The 19231-nt window shown below is 51.0% G+C and carries 17 protein-coding genes; 8 read left to right on the plus strand and 9 right to left on the minus strand.

Annotated features, from left to right (window positions below):
- The first annotated feature begins 11 nt into the window (after positions 1 to 11).
- The 3 genes from FM042_RS07700 to FM042_RS07710 all read left to right on the plus strand — a co-directional run bounded on the left by FM042_RS07700 (position 12) and on the right by FM042_RS07710 (position 6437).
- The gene (locus FM042_RS07700) at positions 12 to 3314 is read left to right on the plus strand and encodes an efflux RND transporter permease subunit (protein WP_143235843.1); all 3303 of its coding nucleotides are present in this window, start codon (positions 12 to 14) and stop codon (positions 3312 to 3314) included.
- Positions 3304 to 4359, plus strand: coding sequence for an efflux RND transporter periplasmic adaptor subunit (locus FM042_RS07705; protein WP_143235844.1), 1056 nt, complete (start codon positions 3304 to 3306; stop codon positions 4357 to 4359). The genes FM042_RS07700 and FM042_RS07705 overlap by 11 nt, the downstream gene beginning before the upstream one ends.
- Positions 4360 to 4619: 260 nt before the next feature.
- Positions 4620 to 6437, plus strand: coding sequence for a DUF4153 domain-containing protein (locus tag FM042_RS07710; RefSeq protein WP_185960741.1), 1818 nt, complete (start codon positions 4620 to 4622; stop codon positions 6435 to 6437).
- A gap of 73 nt (positions 6438 to 6510) precedes the next feature.
- On the opposite strand, the gene hemN is transcribed toward FM042_RS07710, so the two are convergent.
- Positions 6511 to 7920 carry an oxygen-independent coproporphyrinogen III oxidase gene (gene hemN, locus FM042_RS07715; protein ID WP_143235846.1) on the minus strand — a complete coding sequence of 470 codons (1410 nt, stop codon included), beginning with the start codon at positions 7918 to 7920 and terminating at the stop codon, positions 6511 to 6513.
- A 171-nt stretch (positions 7921 to 8091) separates the two neighbouring features.
- On the opposite strand from hemN, the gene FM042_RS07720 reads away from it, so the two are divergent.
- A complete protein-coding gene (locus tag FM042_RS07720; protein WP_143235847.1) occupies positions 8092 to 8463 on the plus strand; it encodes a SirB2 family protein in 372 nt (123 codons plus the stop codon).
- Between the two features lie 30 nt (positions 8464 to 8493).
- Here FM042_RS07720 and FM042_RS07725 read toward each other — a convergent pair whose 3' ends face one another.
- The 5 genes from FM042_RS07725 to FM042_RS11995 form a co-directional block, all read right to left on the minus strand.
- Positions 8494 to 10074: a GMC family oxidoreductase gene (locus tag FM042_RS07725; protein ID WP_143235848.1), complete on the minus strand. Its 1581-nt coding sequence runs from the start codon at positions 10072 to 10074 to the stop codon at positions 8494 to 8496.
- Positions 10071 to 10592, minus strand: a complete 522-nt coding sequence (locus tag FM042_RS07730; RefSeq protein WP_143235849.1) for a twin-arginine translocation pathway signal protein — start codon at positions 10590 to 10592, stop codon at positions 10071 to 10073. The genes FM042_RS07725 and FM042_RS07730 overlap by 4 nt, the downstream gene beginning before the upstream one ends.
- Before the next feature lie 10 nt (positions 10593 to 10602).
- The gene (locus FM042_RS07735) at positions 10603 to 12012 is read right to left on the minus strand and encodes a coniferyl aldehyde dehydrogenase (protein WP_143235850.1); all 1410 of its coding nucleotides are present in this window, start codon (positions 12010 to 12012) and stop codon (positions 10603 to 10605) included.
- A complete protein-coding gene (locus FM042_RS07740) occupies positions 12009 to 12836 on the minus strand; it encodes an SDR family oxidoreductase (RefSeq protein WP_143235851.1) in 828 nt (275 codons plus the stop codon). The genes FM042_RS07735 and FM042_RS07740 overlap by 4 nt, the downstream gene beginning before the upstream one ends.
- A gap of 94 nt (positions 12837 to 12930) precedes the next feature.
- Positions 12931 to 13053, minus strand: a complete 123-nt coding sequence (locus FM042_RS11995; protein WP_269902492.1) for a hypothetical protein — start codon at positions 13051 to 13053, stop codon at positions 12931 to 12933.
- Positions 13054 to 13210: 157 nt separating this feature from the next.
- On the opposite strand from FM042_RS11995, the gene FM042_RS07745 reads away from it, so the two are divergent.
- The 3 genes from FM042_RS07745 (at position 13211) to FM042_RS07755 (ending at position 16068) form a co-directional block, all read left to right on the plus strand.
- A complete protein-coding gene (locus tag FM042_RS07745) occupies positions 13211 to 14227 on the plus strand; it encodes a Vgb family protein (RefSeq protein ID WP_143235852.1) in 1017 nt (338 codons plus the stop codon).
- The gene (locus FM042_RS07750; RefSeq protein ID WP_143235853.1) at positions 14224 to 14763 is read left to right on the plus strand and encodes a choice-of-anchor V domain-containing protein; all 540 of its coding nucleotides are present in this window, start codon (positions 14224 to 14226) and stop codon (positions 14761 to 14763) included. The genes FM042_RS07745 and FM042_RS07750 overlap by 4 nt, the downstream gene beginning before the upstream one ends.
- Positions 14764 to 14862: 99 nt before the next feature.
- The gene (locus FM042_RS07755; RefSeq protein WP_185960742.1) at positions 14863 to 16068 is read left to right on the plus strand and encodes an EAL and HDOD domain-containing protein; all 1206 of its coding nucleotides are present in this window, start codon (positions 14863 to 14865) and stop codon (positions 16066 to 16068) included.
- Here FM042_RS07755 and FM042_RS07760 read toward each other — a convergent pair.
- Positions 16065 to 16934 carry a hypothetical protein gene (locus FM042_RS07760; protein WP_143235855.1) on the minus strand — a complete coding sequence of 290 codons (870 nt, stop codon included), beginning with the start codon at positions 16932 to 16934 and terminating at the stop codon, positions 16065 to 16067. The genes FM042_RS07755 and FM042_RS07760 overlap by 4 nt on opposite strands.
- A gap of 172 nt (positions 16935 to 17106) precedes the next feature.
- On the opposite strand from FM042_RS07760, the gene FM042_RS07765 reads away from it, so the two are divergent.
- Complete coding sequence (locus tag FM042_RS07765) at positions 17107 to 18057, plus strand: YeiH family protein (protein ID WP_143235856.1); 951 nt, start codon at positions 17107 to 17109, stop codon at positions 18055 to 18057.
- A gap of 3 nt (positions 18058 to 18060) precedes the next feature.
- Here the strand turns inward: FM042_RS07765 and FM042_RS07770 are convergent, their stop codons facing one another.
- On the minus strand, positions 18061 to 18678 hold the full coding sequence (locus FM042_RS07770) for a glutathione S-transferase family protein (RefSeq protein ID WP_143235857.1): 618 nt from the start codon (positions 18676 to 18678) through the stop codon (positions 18061 to 18063).
- A gap of 18 nt (positions 18679 to 18696) precedes the next feature.
- Entirely contained in the window at positions 18697 to 19161 is a 465-nt protein-coding gene (locus FM042_RS07775) for an EVE domain-containing protein (RefSeq protein WP_143235858.1), read from the minus strand.
- Positions 19162 to 19231: the final 70 nt, after the last annotated feature.

Genomic DNA, 19231 nt, shown 5'->3' on the forward strand with positions numbered 1-19231 from the left:
AGGAGTGATACATGAAAGGTTCGGTCATCCGCTGGTTTCTCGATAGTGCGTTTCCGCCAATTTTCATTGGCTTTGCGATTCTTCTCGGTGCCGTTGCCCTGTGGTTAACGCCTCGGGAAGAGGATCCGCAGATCGTGGTGCCCATGGCCGACATCCTTGTGCAGGCACCAGGTTTATCTGCCCAACAAATTGCAACACAGGTGACAGAGCCGCTTGAACGGGTGGTGAGCCAAATTGATGGTGTGGAGTATGTATATTCCCAATCGAATCGCGATCAGGCATTGGTGACGGTGCGATTCTATGTGGGTGAAGATCGCGAAGATTCCTTGGTGAAGCTCTACAACAAACTCTATTCCCATCCGGATGAAATTCCAACGGCAGTAACCCATTGGGCCGTGAAGCCCATTGAAATAGACGATGTGCCAATCGTGGTTGCAGCGTTGTACAGTACCAAGCCGGATCAGGTGGATAGCTATGATTTGCGACGTTTAGCAGAGCAAGCCACACAACAACTCAAGGCTGTTCCTCAAACCAACCGCGTGGATGTTTATGGTGGGCAATCTCGTGTTATCGAGATTGCATTGAATAGTGTCGATTTAGCAGCGCATCAAACCACCATCGAAGATGTGCAACGCGCTATCGCTAGTAGTAATCGCCAGCAACAAACCGGCCGCTTGCATCACGCGGGTGAAGTGATTCAGGTAGAGGCCGGATCCTTCTTCCAGAGTGCGACCGAACTAGGCAATACCGTGATTAACGTGGTGAATGGTAAACCTGTTTACTTGCGTGATGTGGCCGCCGTGCGTGATATCGCCACGCAAGCGGACCAGTATACCTTTTACTATCCCAGTGGCGCATCTCAGGGTTTGCCAGCGGTTTATATCGCTGTAGGAAAACAGCGTGGGGCCAATGCCGTGCGTGTTGCTAGCGACACCTTGGCCGTGATGGAATCATTGCGTGAGCAGAGTCTGCCCGCCGGCGCAGATATTGCGGTGATTCGTAATTATGGTGATACCGCCGATGAAAAAGTAAAGGAACTGGTCAGCAGTCTGGCGGTTGCGGTGGTGGTTGTGGTTGTTTTCGTCGGCTTGTTTTTAAGTTGGCGAGCGGCTCTTGTGGTGGCCATAGCAATTCCAATTGCCTACGGCATGACGCTGGGTATGGATTTGCTGTTTGGCTACACCATTAATCGAGTCACTTTGTTTGCATTGATCTTGGCGCTTGGTTTGATTGTCGACGACCCCATTGCGGCCATCGATAACATCGAGCGTCATATTCAAGGCGAAGACGGTTCTCGCAAGCAAAGCATTATCAATGCCATGCTAGAAATTCGTAGCGCGCTACTGATGTCCACCTTGGCCATTGTGATCGTATTTACCCCCATGTTTTTTATTACGGGCATGATGGGCCCCTATATGGCGCCGATGGCCTTTAACGTGCCCATTAGTGTGCTCTTTTCTACAGCCACAGCGTTTCTCATTACGCCATGGTTGGCGTGGAAAATTATGGGTAGCGCCCGTGATCGCGGTCTTTATGATCCAACGCAAACGCTCTTGTATCGGGGCTATCGTGGCATTTTAGAGCCGCTGTTGGTATCCGATCGGCGCGGCAAAATCTTTATTTGGTCTGTGGTGGGTTTGTTTGTGATTGCCGCTGCACTACCGGCATTACGATTGGTACCCCTAAAATTACTGCCCCACGATAACAAAAATGAGTTTCAACTGGTGATTGATATGCCGGAAGGGCGTGCAGTTGAAGAAACTCAGCTGGTTGTTCAGCGCCTCGCAGCTTATTTGCAACAGGTGCCGGAAGTTGAAGCGGTAGCAACCTTTGCCGGACTGGCATCACCCATGGATTTTAATGGCATGGTGCGCCATTACTTTCGCCGTGGCGAACCGTGGCATGGTGAAGTGCGCGTTATGTTGTCGGATAAGCAGCGTCGGGCGATGCAATCTAATGAAATTGCTACGCGCGAGCGCGATGCACTTACCGGGATAGCAGAAGCTGCTGGCGCGAAATTGAATATCGTGCAAGTGCCGCCCGGACCGCCGGTGTTAGCCACCGTGGTTGCGGAGATTTATGGTCAGCCGGGCACACCTTATGTGGAATTAGAGCAGGCGGCTGATATCGTTGCCCAGCGTTTAGCGCGAGAAGATTCGGTGCGTGAAGTGGATACGTCGGTGCCGGCGCCTCAGCGCGTATGGCGCTTCGAGGTCGATCGGGAAAAAGCAGCCTTGTCGGGCGTTTCTACCGAAGACATTCAGCGCACCATTCACACGGCATTAGCGGGGCAGGTGGTGGACTACTTACAAATTCCCACGGAAGTAAATCCGCTGCCTATCGAAGTGCGTTTACCACGCGGAGAGCGTGATAACCCAGACCATCTGTTGTCGTTGTATGTTCGCGGACAACCGGGAGTCGCTCGAGAATTACAGGGTACTGGATTGGTGGATGCGCCGGCGCCATTGGTGCAACTTGCGGAGCTTGGGCGCTTTGTTGAGCGTACCGTCGATCGCCCAATCTTTCACAAAAACCTTCGCCCTGTGGCTTACGTATACGCAGAATCGGTCGGCCGAGTACCTGCTGATGTTGTGGCGGATGTGATGGTAGATCAGAATAGTGACCGCGATCAGTATGTGCCGCAATGGCGTCGCCATTACTTCAATAATGGCGCTGGTTTAGGCTGGTCGGTGCCGGATTCCATTCAGGTGGTATGGAGCGGCGAAGGCGAATGGAAGATTACTCTAGACGTGTTTCGCGACCTGGGTATTGCCTACGGGGTGGCGTTGTTAGGCGTGTATATCGTGATGGTTCTGCAAACCGGACTGAAGGCTGTATCAGGAATCATGATGCTTTCCATTCCCTTAACCATCATAGGCATTATGCCAGGATTCTGGTTTTTGAATCGATTTGCCGGCGAGATTGCTAGCTATCCGAATCCAACATTATTTACGGCAACCGCGATGATCGGGATGATTGCTCTGGCGGGGATTGTGGTGCGAAATGCGCTCATTCTTATTGAGTTTATCCACCAGCGACTGCAAACCCCATGTTCATTGCAAGAGGCTCTTTATGATGCGGGCGCAGCGCGGACACGGCCGATATTACTTACGGCTGGCACAACAATGCTCGCCAATATTGTGATTACGTTAGATCCCATTTTTAATGGGTTGGCATGGGCCATTATTTTTGGCATTAGCGCCTCTACGCTATTTACCTTACTCGTAGTGCCGGTGGTGTACTACATGATGTACAAGAATACGCCAGGACACGGTTTACCGCGTTCGCAACAGGAGTTAGCAGATGAATCGTAAGACACTGATGAGTATTGCCGCGGCCGCACTAGGCCTGATGTTGGTGTTTATTTGGCTGGCGGGTGGCTTTGTTGCTAAGTTACCCACGCAAACACAATTGAGTACGGGTGAACGTGCCGGTGATACGCTGCAAATGGAGTACACCACGATTGCTGAATCGCGGTCTTTTAGTGGCAGCATGCAGGCGCGTCAACAGGCGAACTTATCTGCGCGTATTACGGCTCGAGTGGCCGATGTATTGGTAGATGCAGGCGATGTTGTGGAAGCAGGTGATGTGTTATTGCGTCTCGAAAGCGACGATTTAAGCGCACGGGTTCGGCAGCAGGAGCAAGGGCTTGCTGCGGCACAGGCACGGGTAAACGAAGCGCGATTAAACTTTCAGCGCAGCGAGCAACTGGTGAGTCAGGGTTTGCTGCCGGAAGCACGTCTCGATGAAGTGCGGGCCCAGCGTGACAGCGCTGAAGCGGAGCTCAATCGCGCCCGGGAAGCCTTATCTGAAGCTCGTACGAGCGAAGGTTTCAGTGTGATAGTCGCGCCATTTTCCGGTGTGATTAGCCGTCGGGCGGTATTTACCGGCGACACTGCAACTCCGGGTATGCACCTTGTGAGTTTGTATGATCCCGAGACGCTGCGTTTAGAAGCGTCGATCAGTGAATCTGCATTGGGATTGCTTGCCATTGGCGATGAATTGCCGGTACGCCTAGATGTACTTAAGCAGGATGTACGCGGGCGCGTGGTCGAAATAGAACCGGCGGCAGACACTGCATCGCGCAGCTTTATCGTTCGCCTTGTGTTGACGACGCCAGACACACTCTATCCTGGTATGTATGGGAAAGTCACCGTACCCGTAGGCGAGCGTCAGGGGTTATTCGTGCCTCAAGCGTGGATCGAGCAACAAGGACAACTCACCTTTGTGTGGGTGGATACTGAACAAGGAATTGAGCGTCGAATTGTGCGCCTTGGCGATGTGTTTAGCCAAGAGCAGCAGCCTTGGGTAGAAATTGTCGCGGGGCTTCAAGCCGGCGATCATGTCGTGAAACGATAAAGGGTACCCAAGGCACCGCGTTGGCCCGTGGTCGATTCAAGGCCCAGCGGTGAGAAAGCCCCGTGGGGGACGCCGTGGATATGTCCCTATAGGTTTGGGCGCGGCTTCCCTGCCGCGCACACCCCCACGTGACTTATCCCACCACCGTGCCAGACCGGCCCCTGTACCCAACGCACTGCGTTGGCTGTAAAAGGTGAATAGCATATCGATTGAAAACTGTGCAAAATGGAATTCGTTTTTCTGGTAAAGGAATGCACGGGATGGAATCGACCACTGACGCTCAAAGCAATCACGCCCGAATTCATTTAGCGCGGGCGGAAAAATTCACATTGGTTACTGTGGGCATTCTGCAAGCGATTGCCTTGTATGTGGTGCTCAAAGGCATTGAGCATAACTGGCTACCGCTTTTGGTCAGCCAAGTAACGCTCATTACCCTAGTACTGATTGTACCCACGGTTTTTATGCTGTCGCTTCGAGTGTTGGCGGATCGGCTCTTCTGGCAACATATAGGATTATTAGTGCTGATCTTCGCGTCGCTTGCTTGGTACTCGGCACGGATCGTAACTTCCGACTACTTCCTGCCTGCAGATCACGTGCTGTCTGCCTTTGCCGTCGTGATGTTTTTGGTTGCCTTCGCCGCTGTACCGTTTTTGCAGTCGCGTTTGCAATGGCGCTCGTGGCGCATGGACTACCCTTCGCTGTTTAAAAATGCGTGGCAAAATACATTAACCCTCACGCTAGCGTTCTTTTTTATACTCATCAGTTGGGGCCTGCTGATGCTGTGGGCGGCATTGTTCCGCTTGATCAATATTTCCTTTTTCTTCGATTTGTTCACCGCTGAAGCGTTCGTTGCTGCTATGACTGGCTTCCTGTTTGGTATGGGGATTCTCATTGGGCGTACCCAAGAGCACGCAATTCAAACCTCGCGCAAATTAATTTTTGCCCTCTGTACCGGTTTGCTGCCGGTTACCGCTTTTGTATTACTAATCTTCTTAGCCACGTTGCCGTTCGTTGGATTCTCAGCCCTTTGGCACGGAACTAGCCATGTGAGTATGGCAGTGACCCTAAGTGTGCTGTTGGTGTTTCTGATTGTGCTCTTTAACGCAGTGTTTCAATTAGGCGACGAGGCGTTACCTTACTCGCGAATCCTGAATTGGTTGGTACGAGCGGCGCTCGCCCTAAGCCCTATACTCGGAGTTCTGGCAGTGGCTGCGGTTTGGGTACGCATTGGCGACTATGGTTGGACCGCAGAACGGTACTGGGCGTTCTTGGCGGTAGCTCTTCTTGCCTTATATAGCTTGGGCTACAGTGCGAGCTGCTGGTTACGCAAGAGTAACGGTTGGACATGGATTCCGCGCATTAATGTCGGGGTCGCCTTGCTGGGAATGTTGATTGCGACTTTGAGTTTTACGCCGGTGCTTAATCCGTATCCTTTGGCGGCGAATAGTCAGGCGGAACGTATGGTGTTGGAAGGACGTACCGCCAACGAGATTGCCGATAAGCTCGAGTGGTTTAGGTTCAGCGCTGGGGTGTATGGTATTCGCGTTCTTGAAGATTGGGAGAAAAATGAGGAATACCAAGGAATTCATGATGAGATTGCCTTGATGTTGGCGCGAACTCACCGCTATATGAGACCTCGACGCCCGGAAATCGATGAGTTTGAGCTGTCGGTATTGATCAATCGCATTCAAGGCCCTGCGCCTGGCGATATGCTCGATGAACAGCTCACAGAGGAGATCGGTCGGCATCTGCTGAGTCAGCGTTGTTTGCAAACAGATGTGGAATGCATTGGTAATTGGTTGGATCTGATGCAAACGGAAGCGGGTGAAGCCATTCCTGAATCTGGCTATTTACTGTGTGTGCTGGATAAAACCGATAGAAACGTCGCCTGCTCTATTTTTGGCCACGAAGCGTCTGAAGGTGAAGCTTGGACCCATATGCACCAGTTTGTGTTTCATTACTCCGAAGAAATTAACCAGCAAATCAGAGATGGTGATGTAGTCACACGGATGCCTTGCGCGCGCGTTCTCTCTATTGGTGGGCAACACCGGGCCGTTACCAACTTTAGTTGTTATTGACACAAGCCAACGCCGAAGTGGCCAACGCGGTGCGTTGGCTACTCAGCGCGAAAGATACAGCGGTGGTTCGGGGTTAAATCACTTTGGAGTAGCGGGTTTGGCCTTGTTGCAGGTATGCATCGAAGCAACTGCAAATACTGCGCACCCACAATCGGCCCGCTGGTGTTACTTGGATCGACTGAGATGTAAGGATAACGAGCTTATCGGTCACAAAGGGCGATAAGGCTTCTATGGCGTCGGCAAAATAATCGTGAAAACTGATCTGCCATCTGTGTTCAAAACTGGCGATATCTAGGCTGAAATGACAAATCAATTGCATAATGAGAGCTGCGCGCACTTGGTCATCACGAGTGAGGCTGATCCCTTTCGTCACCGCAAGGGCTTGTTCACTGATCATTCGTTGGTAATCACCGACATCTTTTTCATGTTGCCAAATCACGCCGTTTACTTGGCTAATGGATGAAACCCCTAGGCCCAATAAACAATCGGAACCATGGGTGGTATAGCCTTGAAAATTCCGTTGCAGTCGGCCTTCGCGCTGCGCAATGGCAAGTTCATCGTCGGGGCGGGCAAAATGGTCCATACCAATAAACTGATAACCAGCACCGGTGAAGGTTTCAATACCTGCACGTAAGAGCGCTAATTTATCACTGGCGTTGGGTAAGGTGTGATCCTTGATTTTTCGTTGGGCAGGAAAGCGTGACGGCAAATGCGCATAGCTAAATAACGAAATACGATCGGGATTGAGTGTCAACACGCGCTCAAGGGTGTGCTGAAAGGATTCCAGATTTTGATGGGGCAATCCGTAGACTAAATCCAAATTGATCGAATCGAATCCAAGTTCCCGCGACGCATCCACCAGGTTGCGTACGAGGGTTTCATCTTGAATGCGATTAATGGCAATTTGCACATCCTGGTCGAAATCTTGTACGCCATAGCTAACGCGATTGAAGCCGAGTTCGCGAATATGCGAGAGCTTTGCCAAAGTGCATTCCCGCGGATCGATTTCAATACTGACTTCATCACACTGTGTCGGCTCAAAATCGAAATGCTCACTGAGAGCATGAAATAAGCGGGTAAACTGGGCTTCAGACAAAAATGTAGGTGTACCGCCACCTAAGTGCAGCGCCTGAATTTTTCGATGGCTGACGAAAGGGCTATAGAGTTTCATCTCGTCGATAAGGGCATCAAGATAGGTATCGGCCTTGTGTTGATGCCGGGTGATCACCTTGTTGCAACCGCAGTAGTAACATAGGGAATGGCAAAACGGGATGTGGATATACAAACTCAATGGCTGTGCGCTTTCTCCAAGAGCAGAAGTTGCCTGATTCACCGAGAAATCAGGGGACAATGCCAAGGCGGTCGGATAGGATGTGTAGCGCGGGCCATGAATGTTGTAGCGCTGAATCAACTCCTGATCCCACGTAGGAACGGCAAGGGCTTCAGTATGTCCTTGAGTAGCAGGAGAAGATGATAACAACATAAGGATATCCACGCTTTTTGAGTGTGAAGTCGTAGCATACTCAGAAGCGGACTTAGAAACTTTGATCTGTCACAATGCTTGTGCCTAAAGAATGATCGAAAGTGTAGTGGCAGACTAAACCCGAGCCCTTGATTGAGATTGTTGAGAATAACGATAAAAAAGAGAGAGATTATGGAACACTATATAACCTTCAAGATGATTCATATGTTAACCGCGTACCTTACGGGGTTATTTTTGCTCGTGCGATTGGGTCTAGATGCGGCCGGCAAGCCAGGCTGGCGCAGCACACCATTACGGTGGATTCCGCATGTAAACGACACCATTTTACTGGTCATGGCCATCTCACTGGTGGTGATTGGCGGCTGGAATATTCTTGGTCAGCATTGGCTACTATTGAAGATCCTGTTGCTGGTGGGTTACATCGTCGCAGGCGTGTTTGCCATTAAGCCAAAATTCGCAACCCGTACACGTATTATTGCCGCGATACTGGCTTTTGTGCAGCTGTTGGCGATTTTCCATCTAGCCATGGCGAAGCCTTTTTAAACGAACCTCAACGATGAGTGCCTGTGGGTTTTAGCGCAGGCGCTCAATCAGCGCTTCTGTGAGTTTTTGCGTCCAGGCGTAAATGCTCATTTGGGGATTGGCGCCGATACTACTGGGAAATATGGAGCCATCAAAAATGTAGAGGTTGTGCAATTGATGGTGTCGCCCACTGGGGTCCACCACGCCATCTTCAGGGCGTTGGCTCATGCCACAACCGCCCATCACATGAGCGCTGGATAAGCGTACATCAAAAATACGCATGGGTAATTGCTGCAGATGGGTTTCATATTCAGCCAACGATGTGCAAGCCTGGCCTAACGCATGTACCGGCATTACGCTGCGCGCACCCGCTGCGAATTGAACCTTCGCCATACGCAAAAATGCTTGCTTGCAGGTGGCCCAAAGATGCGCTCTTAGAGGGTAGTCGAGCACCGCATCACCATTTTTGCGTAATTCGACCTGCCCGCCCGGATCATCTTGGTGAAAACCATCCCGCATCAATGCCAGCATCAGATTTGAGTTTGCGAGCTGTTGCATACGCTGATGGTGCTGTTCACCAAATTCTCCCATTAGCGCAGACACAATGCTCGGCTGCATCGGTGCCACTTCGATCTTAAAACCGAGCTCCGGCCCATCGGGAATAGCGTTAAACTCATCCGAGTAAATCGACTGAGGCGCCCCGTAAAATCCATCAATGGCGTGATCAAAGACGGCCATATTCATACACACGGGGTGCAAAAAGGTGCGACGCCCAAGCGTGCGATGTGGATTGGGAACCTGTGAGCGAAGTAACACCCCCGGGCTATTGATAGCCCCCCCTGCTAGGATCACGAGCGGAGCGTTGATGTGAATGACATCGCCTTGCGTATCGTGCAAATGGCTGTCCATGGGTTGGCAAATCACCCCAGTGACACGGTCGTTGTCCCAGACTAGTTGTTGCACACGCGTACTATGAATGAGCTGGGCACCGTGATCGAGCGCTTCTGGAATCGACGTCACTAACATCGACTGTTTGGCATTCGTGGGGCAGCCGGTTCCGCAATAGCCTAGATTCCAGCAGCCCTGTACATTGCGGGGTATCACATCCCATTGCCATCCGAGCCGGTCACATCCGCGCTGAATCACCGCATTATTTTCATTGGGGGAGGCGGCCCAGCGTTCGATATGCAGGCGTTGCTCGATGCGTTCGAAATACGGTCGCAGTAGGTCTTCTTGCGCATCGGCGATACCAAAGTGTGTGCGCCAATAGGAGAGCGTTGATGCAGGTGTGCGAAAGCTACTGGTCCAGTTCACGGTGGTAGTGCCGCCCACGGTTCGGCCTTGCAAAATGCTAATGCCGCCGTCTTTGCTCGTGCGCAAGGCGCCTTCTTGGTAAAGCTCCGCATACGCCTTCAGCTCATCATTGTGAAAGTCTTTGGCGGTTTTTAGCGAGCCTTCTTCGAGAATTAGAACCCGCTTACCGAATTTGGCGAGAGCCGCTGCTGCCGTTGCGCCGCCAGCGCCTGAGCCAATGATAATTACATCGGGCGATGACATCACTTGTGTGGATGAACGAGCATCGATGATGTTCCAGCCGCGGTCCATGCCGAGTGTGTACACGTCTTTATTCATTGTTCCCAAAGCCTCTGTAGGAATTCCGGAGGGCCAGGGTAGCCTACGGCATGCCATGCCTGAGGAACGCCATACCACGCCATTTGGCAGAGCTGACAAATGCCTTGGTAGCCTTGTCGGTAAAGGCTGATCCGACTATGTTGCCAACGTTGTAGAAAGGCAGACGCTTGCTCAACTGAAATCTGTCGCCAACCGCTCCAGACGCCGGTGACAGGGCCGCGGGTGAGAGCAAAGGTTGCGAGGTCACAGAGATCGTAAACTTCCTTACGCATAGCGGGGCTGCTGGCGGTGAGCATCCGGTCCAAACTGGCTAAGGCAGTGTCCATATGAAAATGCGGATGCGGGCCCACGACTGCCGGGAAGAGGGCGCTAAAAAACAATAGGTCTTGTGCGCGTAACACCTGATAGCCGCTAGCTGAGGTGCGGCGAGAACGTTGGAAAAAGCGCGCGGTGCCGCCCACGGAAACCAGCACGATGGTGGCGCCCAGAGAGAGTTTAAGAAATGAGCGGCGATTCATAATGCACCTGTTAACGAATAAACAATCGATAGATAAGGCGCAGCAGTTTGCCGCCGTAGGGCGGATAAATCAGCTTGGCGCTGTTGAGTTTGCCTTTGGTTAAAATACTACGTGCTTGGCTAAAGGTAAGAAAACCCTCGTGGCCATGATAATGCCCCATCCCCGATTGACCAACTCCGCCAAATGGCAAGTCATCTTGGGCAACGTGGAATACGGTATCGTTGATACAGACACCCCCGGATCGGGAATGCTCAAGCACATAGCGTTGCTCGCTTTCCTGAAAACCAAAGTAATACAGCGCGAGGGGACGACCCCCTTGATTGACCTGTGCCACTGCATCCTTGATGTGTGCATAGGGTTTGATCGGCAGGATAGGCCCAAAAATTTCTTCGTGATAAATGCGCAGATCAGGGCCACCGCCCATCACGATGGTGGGCGGAATCACACGGCTATTAGCGAAGGATTCATTGCCGGGATTACATTGAATTACCGTCGCACCACCTGTACGAGCGTCGTCGAGAAGCTCGGTTAAGCGCTGATATTGACGATCATTGATGATTTGCGTGTAGTCAGGGTTATGCCCAAAGGAAGGATACATTCGTTCCCACGCTGCTTTAATAAGTGCCCCGTAGGCGTCTACTTCATCGGCTGGGCACAATACATAATCTGGAGCTACGCAGGTTTGCCCAGCATTCAATGCCTTGCCAAAGGCAATGCGTTCCGCGGCTTCGGCTCGTTCGGATGCACCCTGTAGCGATCCAATAATGGCCGGGGATTTGCCGCCAAGCTCCAATGTAACCGGTGTTAGATTTTTTGCGGCGGCGGCCATGACATGGCGTCCGATTTCGGTACCGCCGGTAAAGAGCAAATGATCAAAGGGTAACTCAGCGAACGCCTTACCCACGTCAGGTCCTCCAGTCACCACGGTAACATGGTCTTCCCGAAAAACATGCGCAATCAGCGTTTGCAGCGCCGTGGCCGTAGCAGGGGTATATTCGCTCATCTTAATCAGCACCCGATTACCTGCTGCCAAGGCCGCCGTAAGTGGGCCGATCGCTAAATAGAGTGGGTAATTCCAAGGCACAATAATACCAACCACCCCTAATGGCTGATATTCAACGCGTGCTTTAGCCGGTTGAAAGGCAAGGCCAACGGAGCGACGAGACGGGCGCATCCAGCGTTTAATTCGTTTTTTTGCGTACTTAATGCCTTCAAGCGACGGTAATAGCTCGGCGAGGCGGGTTTCGTCTTCACTGCGTTTACCAAAGTCGTCGTTGATGGCTTGTACAAAATCTTCCTGTTGTTGCAGAAGTGCTTTCTCTAACCGCTCTAAATGTGCGATGCGCGCGCTGGCGGGTGGCACGGGTTGATCGTGGTACGCGCGCTGACATGCCTGAAAAAGTGCGGTTAATACATTCATGCTGATTTGCCTCGAAGCTTTGCTGTTTGTTTTTGCATCATGCGCGCATACCAACGCCGGGGCAACCAGGTTTTCAAGCGCCAAATACGGCGGGCATTGGCATGGGGAATCACATAAAACTGACGTTTTTCAATGGCTTTTGCCACGACTTGGGCGATATCATCTGCGCTTAATGTGCTCTTGCTCATCAGCTTATCAAGGGTTTTATCCATGCCCGGAACAGTACTGCGCATGGTAGCCCCTAAGTTGGTGCGAAAAAACGATGGGCACACCACACTCACACCAATGTTGTGCGGGGCAAGTTCATGCTGAAGGGTTTCCGAGATGGAAACAACGGCAGCTTTAGTGGCATTGTAAGCCGCCATGTTGGGAACATCGAGTAAACCGGCCATAGACGCGATATTAACGATATAACCTGAACCTTGGTGCTTGAATAACGGTACCGCATGTTTGCAGCCACGGACCACGCCAAACACATTGATATCGGTAATCCATTGCCAATCTTGCATATCCACTGTATCAATGGCGCCGACTTGGGCCACACCAGCGTTATTGACGATCACATCCAGCCCATCCCAATCGCGCTTAAGCACAGCCATGGCTTTCGCCAAGTCGCTTTCTTGGGTCACATTACAATGCAGGTAACGGGCTTCAGTTTTGGGGTTGAGTTTGCCTAACTCGGTTGCGGCGAGGTGGCCTTGTTCATCGGAAATATCGCCGATGGCCACGCGCCATCCCTGTTTGGCATAATGGGTAGCCAGTGCAAATCCAAAGCCACTGGCGCCACCGGTAATAAAAATTCGTTGCGGTGAAGTTGATGTCATGACGCTCTCTTTCATGCTGTGCTTCTACAAAATATCTCAACAGGGTGTTGCTTTGTGATGTTGAGAAGAATGAATTAAACAACTGTTTGAAAGCCTAGCGCATATATGGTCGCCAGTCACCATGATTGATTTGTAGGAAAAATTGACCATCGATTTCCATCATAATAACCCGATCATTCTCAAGTACTGGGCGTTGCTCTGGAATCATTTGAGCCACTCGATTCGGGTCGTAGCTACCGCCACAACGTTATGTAGATCGGTGAGTGTGATTGAATTTGCGACTAACGCATCATTACTTTCAACGCAATATCAAAGGCATCCGCTACACTAAGTGTCGTATGTAACACAAGGTTACAGTAGCGGAGGACGCAATCATGATACGTTTCAAGTCTATTCCAGGTTTGCTCTGGACTAGCGCACTTGCGCTTGGTCTATCGGCATCTGCGGTGCTCGCGCACAACCATGGAAATTTACATCATGCCAGTATTGAAATTCAGGAATGGGAAGTGCCCTATGAAGGTCCGCGTTCGCGAGATCCCTGGGTCGGCGGTGAAGACACCATTTATTTCGTGGGCCAGCGCACCCATTATGTGGGACGTTTAACCCCGTCGACAGGCGAGTTCCATAAGTGGGATCTGGAAGATGGGGCCGGGCCTCACACCGTGATTTCCGATCATCGTGGTGCTTGGTATGCCGGTAATCGCGCTAATCACCTCGGTTTCCTAGACGTCGACTCTGGCAACATTACCAAATACTACCCTCCAGGCGATGGGCCCCGTGATGTGCACACCATGGACTGGGATAGCCAAGGCAATATTTGGTTTACAGAGCAAGGCGGTAATCGTATTGGTTTCTTCAACACGGAAACCGAAGAATTCACCATGTATGAGGTTGAGCGGCCGCGTTCACGACCTTACGGTGTAGTGGTTCACAAAGACCAACCTTGGGTTGTGATGCTGGGCACAAATCGCATTGCCACTGTGACGGATGGGCAACTGGTTGAAATCGATTTACCGCGCGAACAAACACGCTCTCGTCGTCTTGCAGTCAGCTCCGAAGGCCATGTGTGGTATGCCGACTATGCCGACGGCTATGTCGGTCGATATAACCCAGAAACCGAGGAAATTCATGAATGGCGTGCGCCTTCAGCGGAGAACTCTCGCCCTTATGCCGTTGCCATGGACCAAAATGATGTGTTCTGGATTGTAGAAACCGGTGTGCAACCGAATCCATTCGTTGGGTTCGACACCCGTTCAGAACGTTGGACGGCGTCTTTTGCCGTACCTAGCGGTGCAGGGACGGTTCGTCACATGGTGTACGACGCAGATTCGCATAGCATCTGGTTTGGTACCGATGTAAACACTATAGGTCAGGCGCGGATTAGCGAATGAATGGATATCGGCTGATTATTGCTTGTACAGCCGTCATTAGTTGTGCGGTGGCCGCCTTTCCTGAAGGTGCGCCACCTGCTCATACGGGCGCTAAAAATCAGCAGGATTGCAGTAGCTGTCACTTCGCAGGTCCAGAGCCTTCAACGCAAAGTGGTTTGCGTTTATTGCCACTGACAGAGTCGATCACGCCGGGAAGTACACTTGAACTTACATTAGTGTTACTCGACCCCGAAAGTCGCGTGGGTGGTTTTCAGGCCATGGTCGAGGACGGTCGTTGGAAGGCCGCAGCGGGTCAACAAGTTGTGACGTACAAAGACATCGAATACCTGACACACACGCACCCGGTAGCGAGTAAACCGCATGAATCCGGGGAACAGCAAACAACCTTTGTACTGATCTGGCAGATACCTGACGCTTTCAACACGTGCTCAACTCTCTATGCTGCAGCGGTGGCAGCGGATGATGATGACTCGCCGCTAGGAGATACGGCCTATACATTGAGTGCATCGCTTTGCCTAGAAGAGATTGAGAAATAAACTATCGGAAACGCACCGCTCAAAAAATGAGCTGGATTTGTAAAGAGAACTAAGCTAGCTTAGAGCATTATAATGATAACTACGAATAAGGATATTCTCGTGGACTCTCAGATGTTTGCGGCACAGCCCATTTATGATCGGGTCGGGGACATTTATGCGCGGGAGTTACTCTATCGACATGAAAATGGCGCGACTGCTTTAGACGTTGGGGATACCGCGGCAACGAGTGAGCTATTACACAACTTATGTGCTGGAGTGATAGAGCAGAGTACTTTTTTCGACGACCCCATCTGTATTAACGTGTCCACCGAATTTCTTGAGTCCGGTTCTTTTCTACCGATCAAACCTGAACACGTTATTGTCGAGCTTGTGGAGCGCATTGAGCCCACACCAAGGCTAATTCGGTCGATTCGCAATTGGGTCGACGCCGGTTTTCGCTTTGCGTTAGATGATTTTGAATTCAAGTCCAGTTGGTTTCCATTGTTAGAAATGGCCAGCATCATCAAAGTAGATATCGAGCAAACGAGTTTTACTGATGTAAAACTGCAGCGTCGTAAGCTTCGCGAGTTGCCCGCACTCTGGTTGGCAGAACGTATCGAAGATGAAGTAACTTATCTGGACTTTTATGATGCAGGCTTTGATTTGTTTCAGGGTTTTTTTCTGGCGCGCCCAGAAGTTATTCATGGCAAGCGGGTACCCGCCGGTCTTACTGAGTTTACGTCGGTATTAAGTCACACGTTCCGTGATGATCCGGATTATTCCGCTATTGCCGATTTACTTGTGCAAGACCCGATGCTGGTGTTGAATCTGCTACGCATAGCCAACAGCCCCTATTATGGCGTCAGTAAGCGAATTGAGTCCGTGCTAGAAGTGATTTTATTGATTGGCATTGAGGCATTTCGCAAATGGGTACTGCTGATGATGTTGTTGCGCTTAGGCAATGTGTCGCAGGTGCGGATCGTACTTGTTCGCGCACTTATGTGTCAGCATATGGCGCAAGCGCAAGGGGCGGATAAGAAGGCTTGTGAGCAGGCGTTTCTGGTTGGATTGCTTTCCGGTACACAGCAGATGCTAGGCATCGAAAAGGAAGAGTTTTTAACCCAGATTCGAATGACGAAGGTTATTGAACATGCAATTTTATATTATGGCGGTGACGCCGGCGCGATATTGCAAGCAGTTGAACAGATTGAAACAGCGTTTTATACCACGAGTGGGGCGAATCTTCAGATTTCTGCTGTCGCGTTGCTAAATCAATCGCAACGCGAAGCAGAACTCTTATTACGGCAAGTGAAGCAAAGCGCTTAACGATTCGGAACTCTCACTTGTCCGCTTACCCGTTCGTGGCTTATCGAACCGCTGCCTTTACTGCGAACGGTTAAATCGCCTTCGACGTTGCGCACCACAACACTACCTGAACCGACACTACCGACGACCACTGAATCTGTTACATCTTCTGCTCGGAACGAACCAGAACCGATATTCCCGACACTCACGTTACCTTCAACTTGGTTTAAGTGCGCTTTCCCGGAGCCAATGCTGCCAACGGCTACACCGCCACGCACGCGGCGTACCTCAGCACTTCCAGAACCAATGGCGCCAACATCAAGCTCACCAATGTTCCGGAGTGTGGCTTTACCACTACCGACGGTGACCGACACTTTATTGGCAATATCTTCAACCGAGAGTGAGCCGCTACCGATGATGGTATTGGCGCTTGAAAAGCCGGAAATGTTAGCGGATCCTGAACCTACGCTGACATCGACGTCCATCAATGCACTCAAGTTTCCTTCAATTTCAAAGTAGCTGTAGGAGCTCTTGCGACGACTAAACCAACCGCCGGACGTCCGATTAGATTGGCCACCATGATCGAGTTCTAAGGTTGCATTCTCATTACGAATGGCTAAATCCGCGCGCATGGCATCCATACGTGAGTCATCAGAGGCACAAAAACGGACCTTAATGTCCCCAGCGTCGCCCCGACGTCCTCGCAGCGTAAGTTTATCGGGACCAATACCTACTTGAAGTCGTTTGGCTTGGTCGATGGTGAGTGAAAATGTTTCGGTTTTCGACACTTTACAGCGGCTATCATTCGCAAAGGCAGGGTTCTTCGAGCTAAAGTGAAGGACTAACGCCCCGACACAAAGCCCTGCAACGAGATATTGAATTTTCATTGTGATTATCCTTCTGTCTTCTGTACGTGCCAAACCTGTTATCTTTGCGTTGTATGACTGGCACCATGTAAGTCGCAGCGAAAGTATCGTGGTAAATCAATGAATTCGCAAGACGGGAATTTGTATTAAAGTGTGGTTAAATAGGGCTCCGGCTCATAAGGACAGACTCTCCATGCAGGTTGTTGCACTTAAACACATTATTTTTTTGTTTCTGGCGCTGCTTAGTCTTACGCCATTGATCAGCTCCTCCTATGCTTTGGTGCTAGGGCTTCTTATGGCGCTGCTCGGTTGGGTGCCGCCACAAATAAATCCCAGTGCGTGGGTTAAGCGATTACTCGCCATTGCTATTGTCGGCTTGGGGTTTGGCGTGAATCTTAGTGTGGCCCTGGAAGCCAGCATAAACCAATTAGGTTTGTTAATTGCGGTGATTGTGAGTGCCTTGCTACTCGGATGGGGGCTGATTCGCCTTACGCGGATGCAGCCGACCACCGGCGCTTTAATCAGTGCAGGAACCGCAATCTGCGGCGGTAGTGCCATCGCCGCTCTTGCTCCCGCGATTCGCGCTCGCAGCGAGTATATCGGCGTGGCCTTGGCCTGTGTGTTCGTATTAAACGCTATCGCCCTGTGGGTATTTCCAGCGGTAGGTCATTTTTTTCAGTTGTCTCAGCAACAATTCGGCGTCTGGGCGGCCTTGGCAATTCACGATACCTCGTCGGTTGTGGCTGCTGCGGAACTCTATGGTGAAGAATCCCTTGCCGTTGCCACCACTTTAAAGCTAACCCGAGCGTTGGCCATTGTGCCCTTGGTGTTTGTTGCTGCCTGGTGGTATCGCCGTCAGCACCCAGAGGCCGAGGCTGCAAGTAAGCTTCCTGCAATCCCCTTATTTATTGTGCTCTATGTGCTGGCTATCGTAATTGCCGAATTTATTCCGCAAGGCGAACCGCTGTATACCTTCGCATTTCAGGGGGCGCGCCACCTATTGGCATTGTGTTTGTTTTTAATTGGCGCAAGCTTGTCGGTGACGCGATTGCAGCAAGCTGGATTGAAGCCCATTCTTGTAGCCACGGTGTTGTGGCTCATGATTGCCAGCGGCACCCTATGGTGGGTGCTGCACTCTGCATAATGCTTATACGTGGGCAGAAGGGCGTGCAGCAATTCGATCATGCCATGCATTTAAATAAGACTGGCTCGCTTGCATCCGCACTTTGATGACCCGAGCAAACTGAACGATTGCAAAAGCATTGAGATCCGCAGCAGAAATGCGTTCATGACAAATAAACTCGCGCTCTTTGAGATGGTCGTTAAGAAACTCGAAGAAGCGTTCCGTGGCATACTTGCAATCGTCGCCCCACTCGGGGAAGCAGTTCATGCGATCCTTAAAGTAACCACTGGAGTGTTGGAACGCCATGCCTGTGGGCATGGCTAAATAGAACTCGATCCATCGCAGCCATTGCTCAATCTGCGCCTTCTCTAGGGGTGTTTCTCCAAGAAGCTTGGGTGATTCAGGATAGGCTTCCTCGAAGTAGCGACAAATCGCCATGGTTTCACTAATGCAGGTACCGTCGATGAGTTCCAACACAGGCACTTTGCGCATGGGATTTCGGGCCGTGAATTCACGCGTGAGGTTTTCTCCTTTTTGTAAATCAATTTGCACGCACTCGACTTCATCAAGCAATCCTTTCTCGGCCAAAAACATACGAACGCGGCGTGGATTGGGGGCAGTGGCGGTTTCATAGAGCTTCATGTTCACGTTCCCATTTGTTTATTTCGATTCTTCAAGGATGGCATTCCACTCAGTTTCCGTAAAGGGAATTACGGATAAGCGGTTACCTTTCTTTACCAATGGGTTTTTATCCAATGCGGGCAGTTGTTTTAGTTCGTCGAGAGAAAGGATACGAGGGAATTTTGTCGTGAATACAAGATCCACGGCGCTCCAACGGGGGTTATCATCTGAGGATTTGGCATCGTAGTAGGGCGAGCGGGGATCAAACTGGCTGGGATCCGGATAGGCGGATTTCGCGACAGTCACAATGCCGGCAATTCCGATGTGCTTGCAGCTAGAATGATAAATCAGCACGTGATCGCCGAGGTCCATGTCGCGGATAAAATTGCGTGCTTGGAAGTTACGCACTCCGTCCCAGCGAATCGGCTGCGTTGGATTCTTGGCAAAATCATCAATACTGCATTCGTCGGGTTCGGTTTTCATCAGCCAAAATTGCTTAGGCATGGTTGCAATATTCCTTGAACAATAGTGTTGCTAGGCAGAGCTCACTTTATCACTTTTTGAGGGGCGCAAA

This window comes from Aliidiomarina halalkaliphila (assembly GCF_007096385.1).
GTDB lineage: Bacteria > Pseudomonadota > Gammaproteobacteria > Enterobacterales > Alteromonadaceae > Aliidiomarina > Aliidiomarina halalkaliphila.

Bases quoted from the DNA above. Each gene is read 5' to 3' on its own strand.
- FM042_RS07700 (WP_143235843.1), top strand. From the start codon at position 12: ATGAAAGGTTCGGTCATCCGCTGGTTTCTCGATAGTGCGTTTCCGCCA.
- FM042_RS07705 (WP_143235844.1), top strand. From the start codon at position 3,304: ATGAATCGTAAGACACTGATGAGTATTGCCGCGGCCGCACTAGGCCTG.
- FM042_RS07710 (WP_185960741.1), top strand. From the start codon at position 4,620: ATGGAATCGACCACTGACGCTCAAAGCAATCACGCCCGAATTCATTTA.
- hemN (WP_143235846.1), bottom strand. From the start codon at position 7,920: ATGTTGTTATCATCTTCTCCTGCTACTCAAGGACATACTGAAGCCCTT.
- FM042_RS07720 (WP_143235847.1), top strand. From the start codon at position 8,092: ATGGAACACTATATAACCTTCAAGATGATTCATATGTTAACCGCGTAC.
- FM042_RS07725 (WP_143235848.1), bottom strand. From the start codon at position 10,074: ATGAATAAAGACGTGTACACACTCGGCATGGACCGCGGCTGGAACATC.
- FM042_RS07730 (WP_143235849.1), bottom strand. From the start codon at position 10,592: ATGAATCGCCGCTCATTTCTTAAACTCTCTCTGGGCGCCACCATCGTG.
- FM042_RS07735 (WP_143235850.1), bottom strand. From the start codon at position 12,012: ATGAATGTATTAACCGCACTTTTTCAGGCATGTCAGCGCGCGTACCAC.
- FM042_RS07740 (WP_143235851.1), bottom strand. From the start codon at position 12,836: ATGACATCAACTTCACCGCAACGAATTTTTATTACCGGTGGCGCCAGT.
- FM042_RS07745 (WP_143235852.1), top strand. From the start codon at position 13,211: ATGATACGTTTCAAGTCTATTCCAGGTTTGCTCTGGACTAGCGCACTT.
- FM042_RS07750 (WP_143235853.1), top strand. From the start codon at position 14,224: ATGAATGGATATCGGCTGATTATTGCTTGTACAGCCGTCATTAGTTGT.
- FM042_RS07760 (WP_143235855.1), bottom strand. From the start codon at position 16,934: ATGAAAATTCAATATCTCGTTGCAGGGCTTTGTGTCGGGGCGTTAGTC.
- FM042_RS07765 (WP_143235856.1), top strand. From the start codon at position 17,107: ATGCAGGTTGTTGCACTTAAACACATTATTTTTTTGTTTCTGGCGCTG.
- FM042_RS07770 (WP_143235857.1), bottom strand. From the start codon at position 18,678: ATGAAGCTCTATGAAACCGCCACTGCCCCCAATCCACGCCGCGTTCGT.
- FM042_RS07775 (WP_143235858.1), bottom strand. From the start codon at position 19,161: ATGCCTAAGCAATTTTGGCTGATGAAAACCGAACCCGACGAATGCAGT.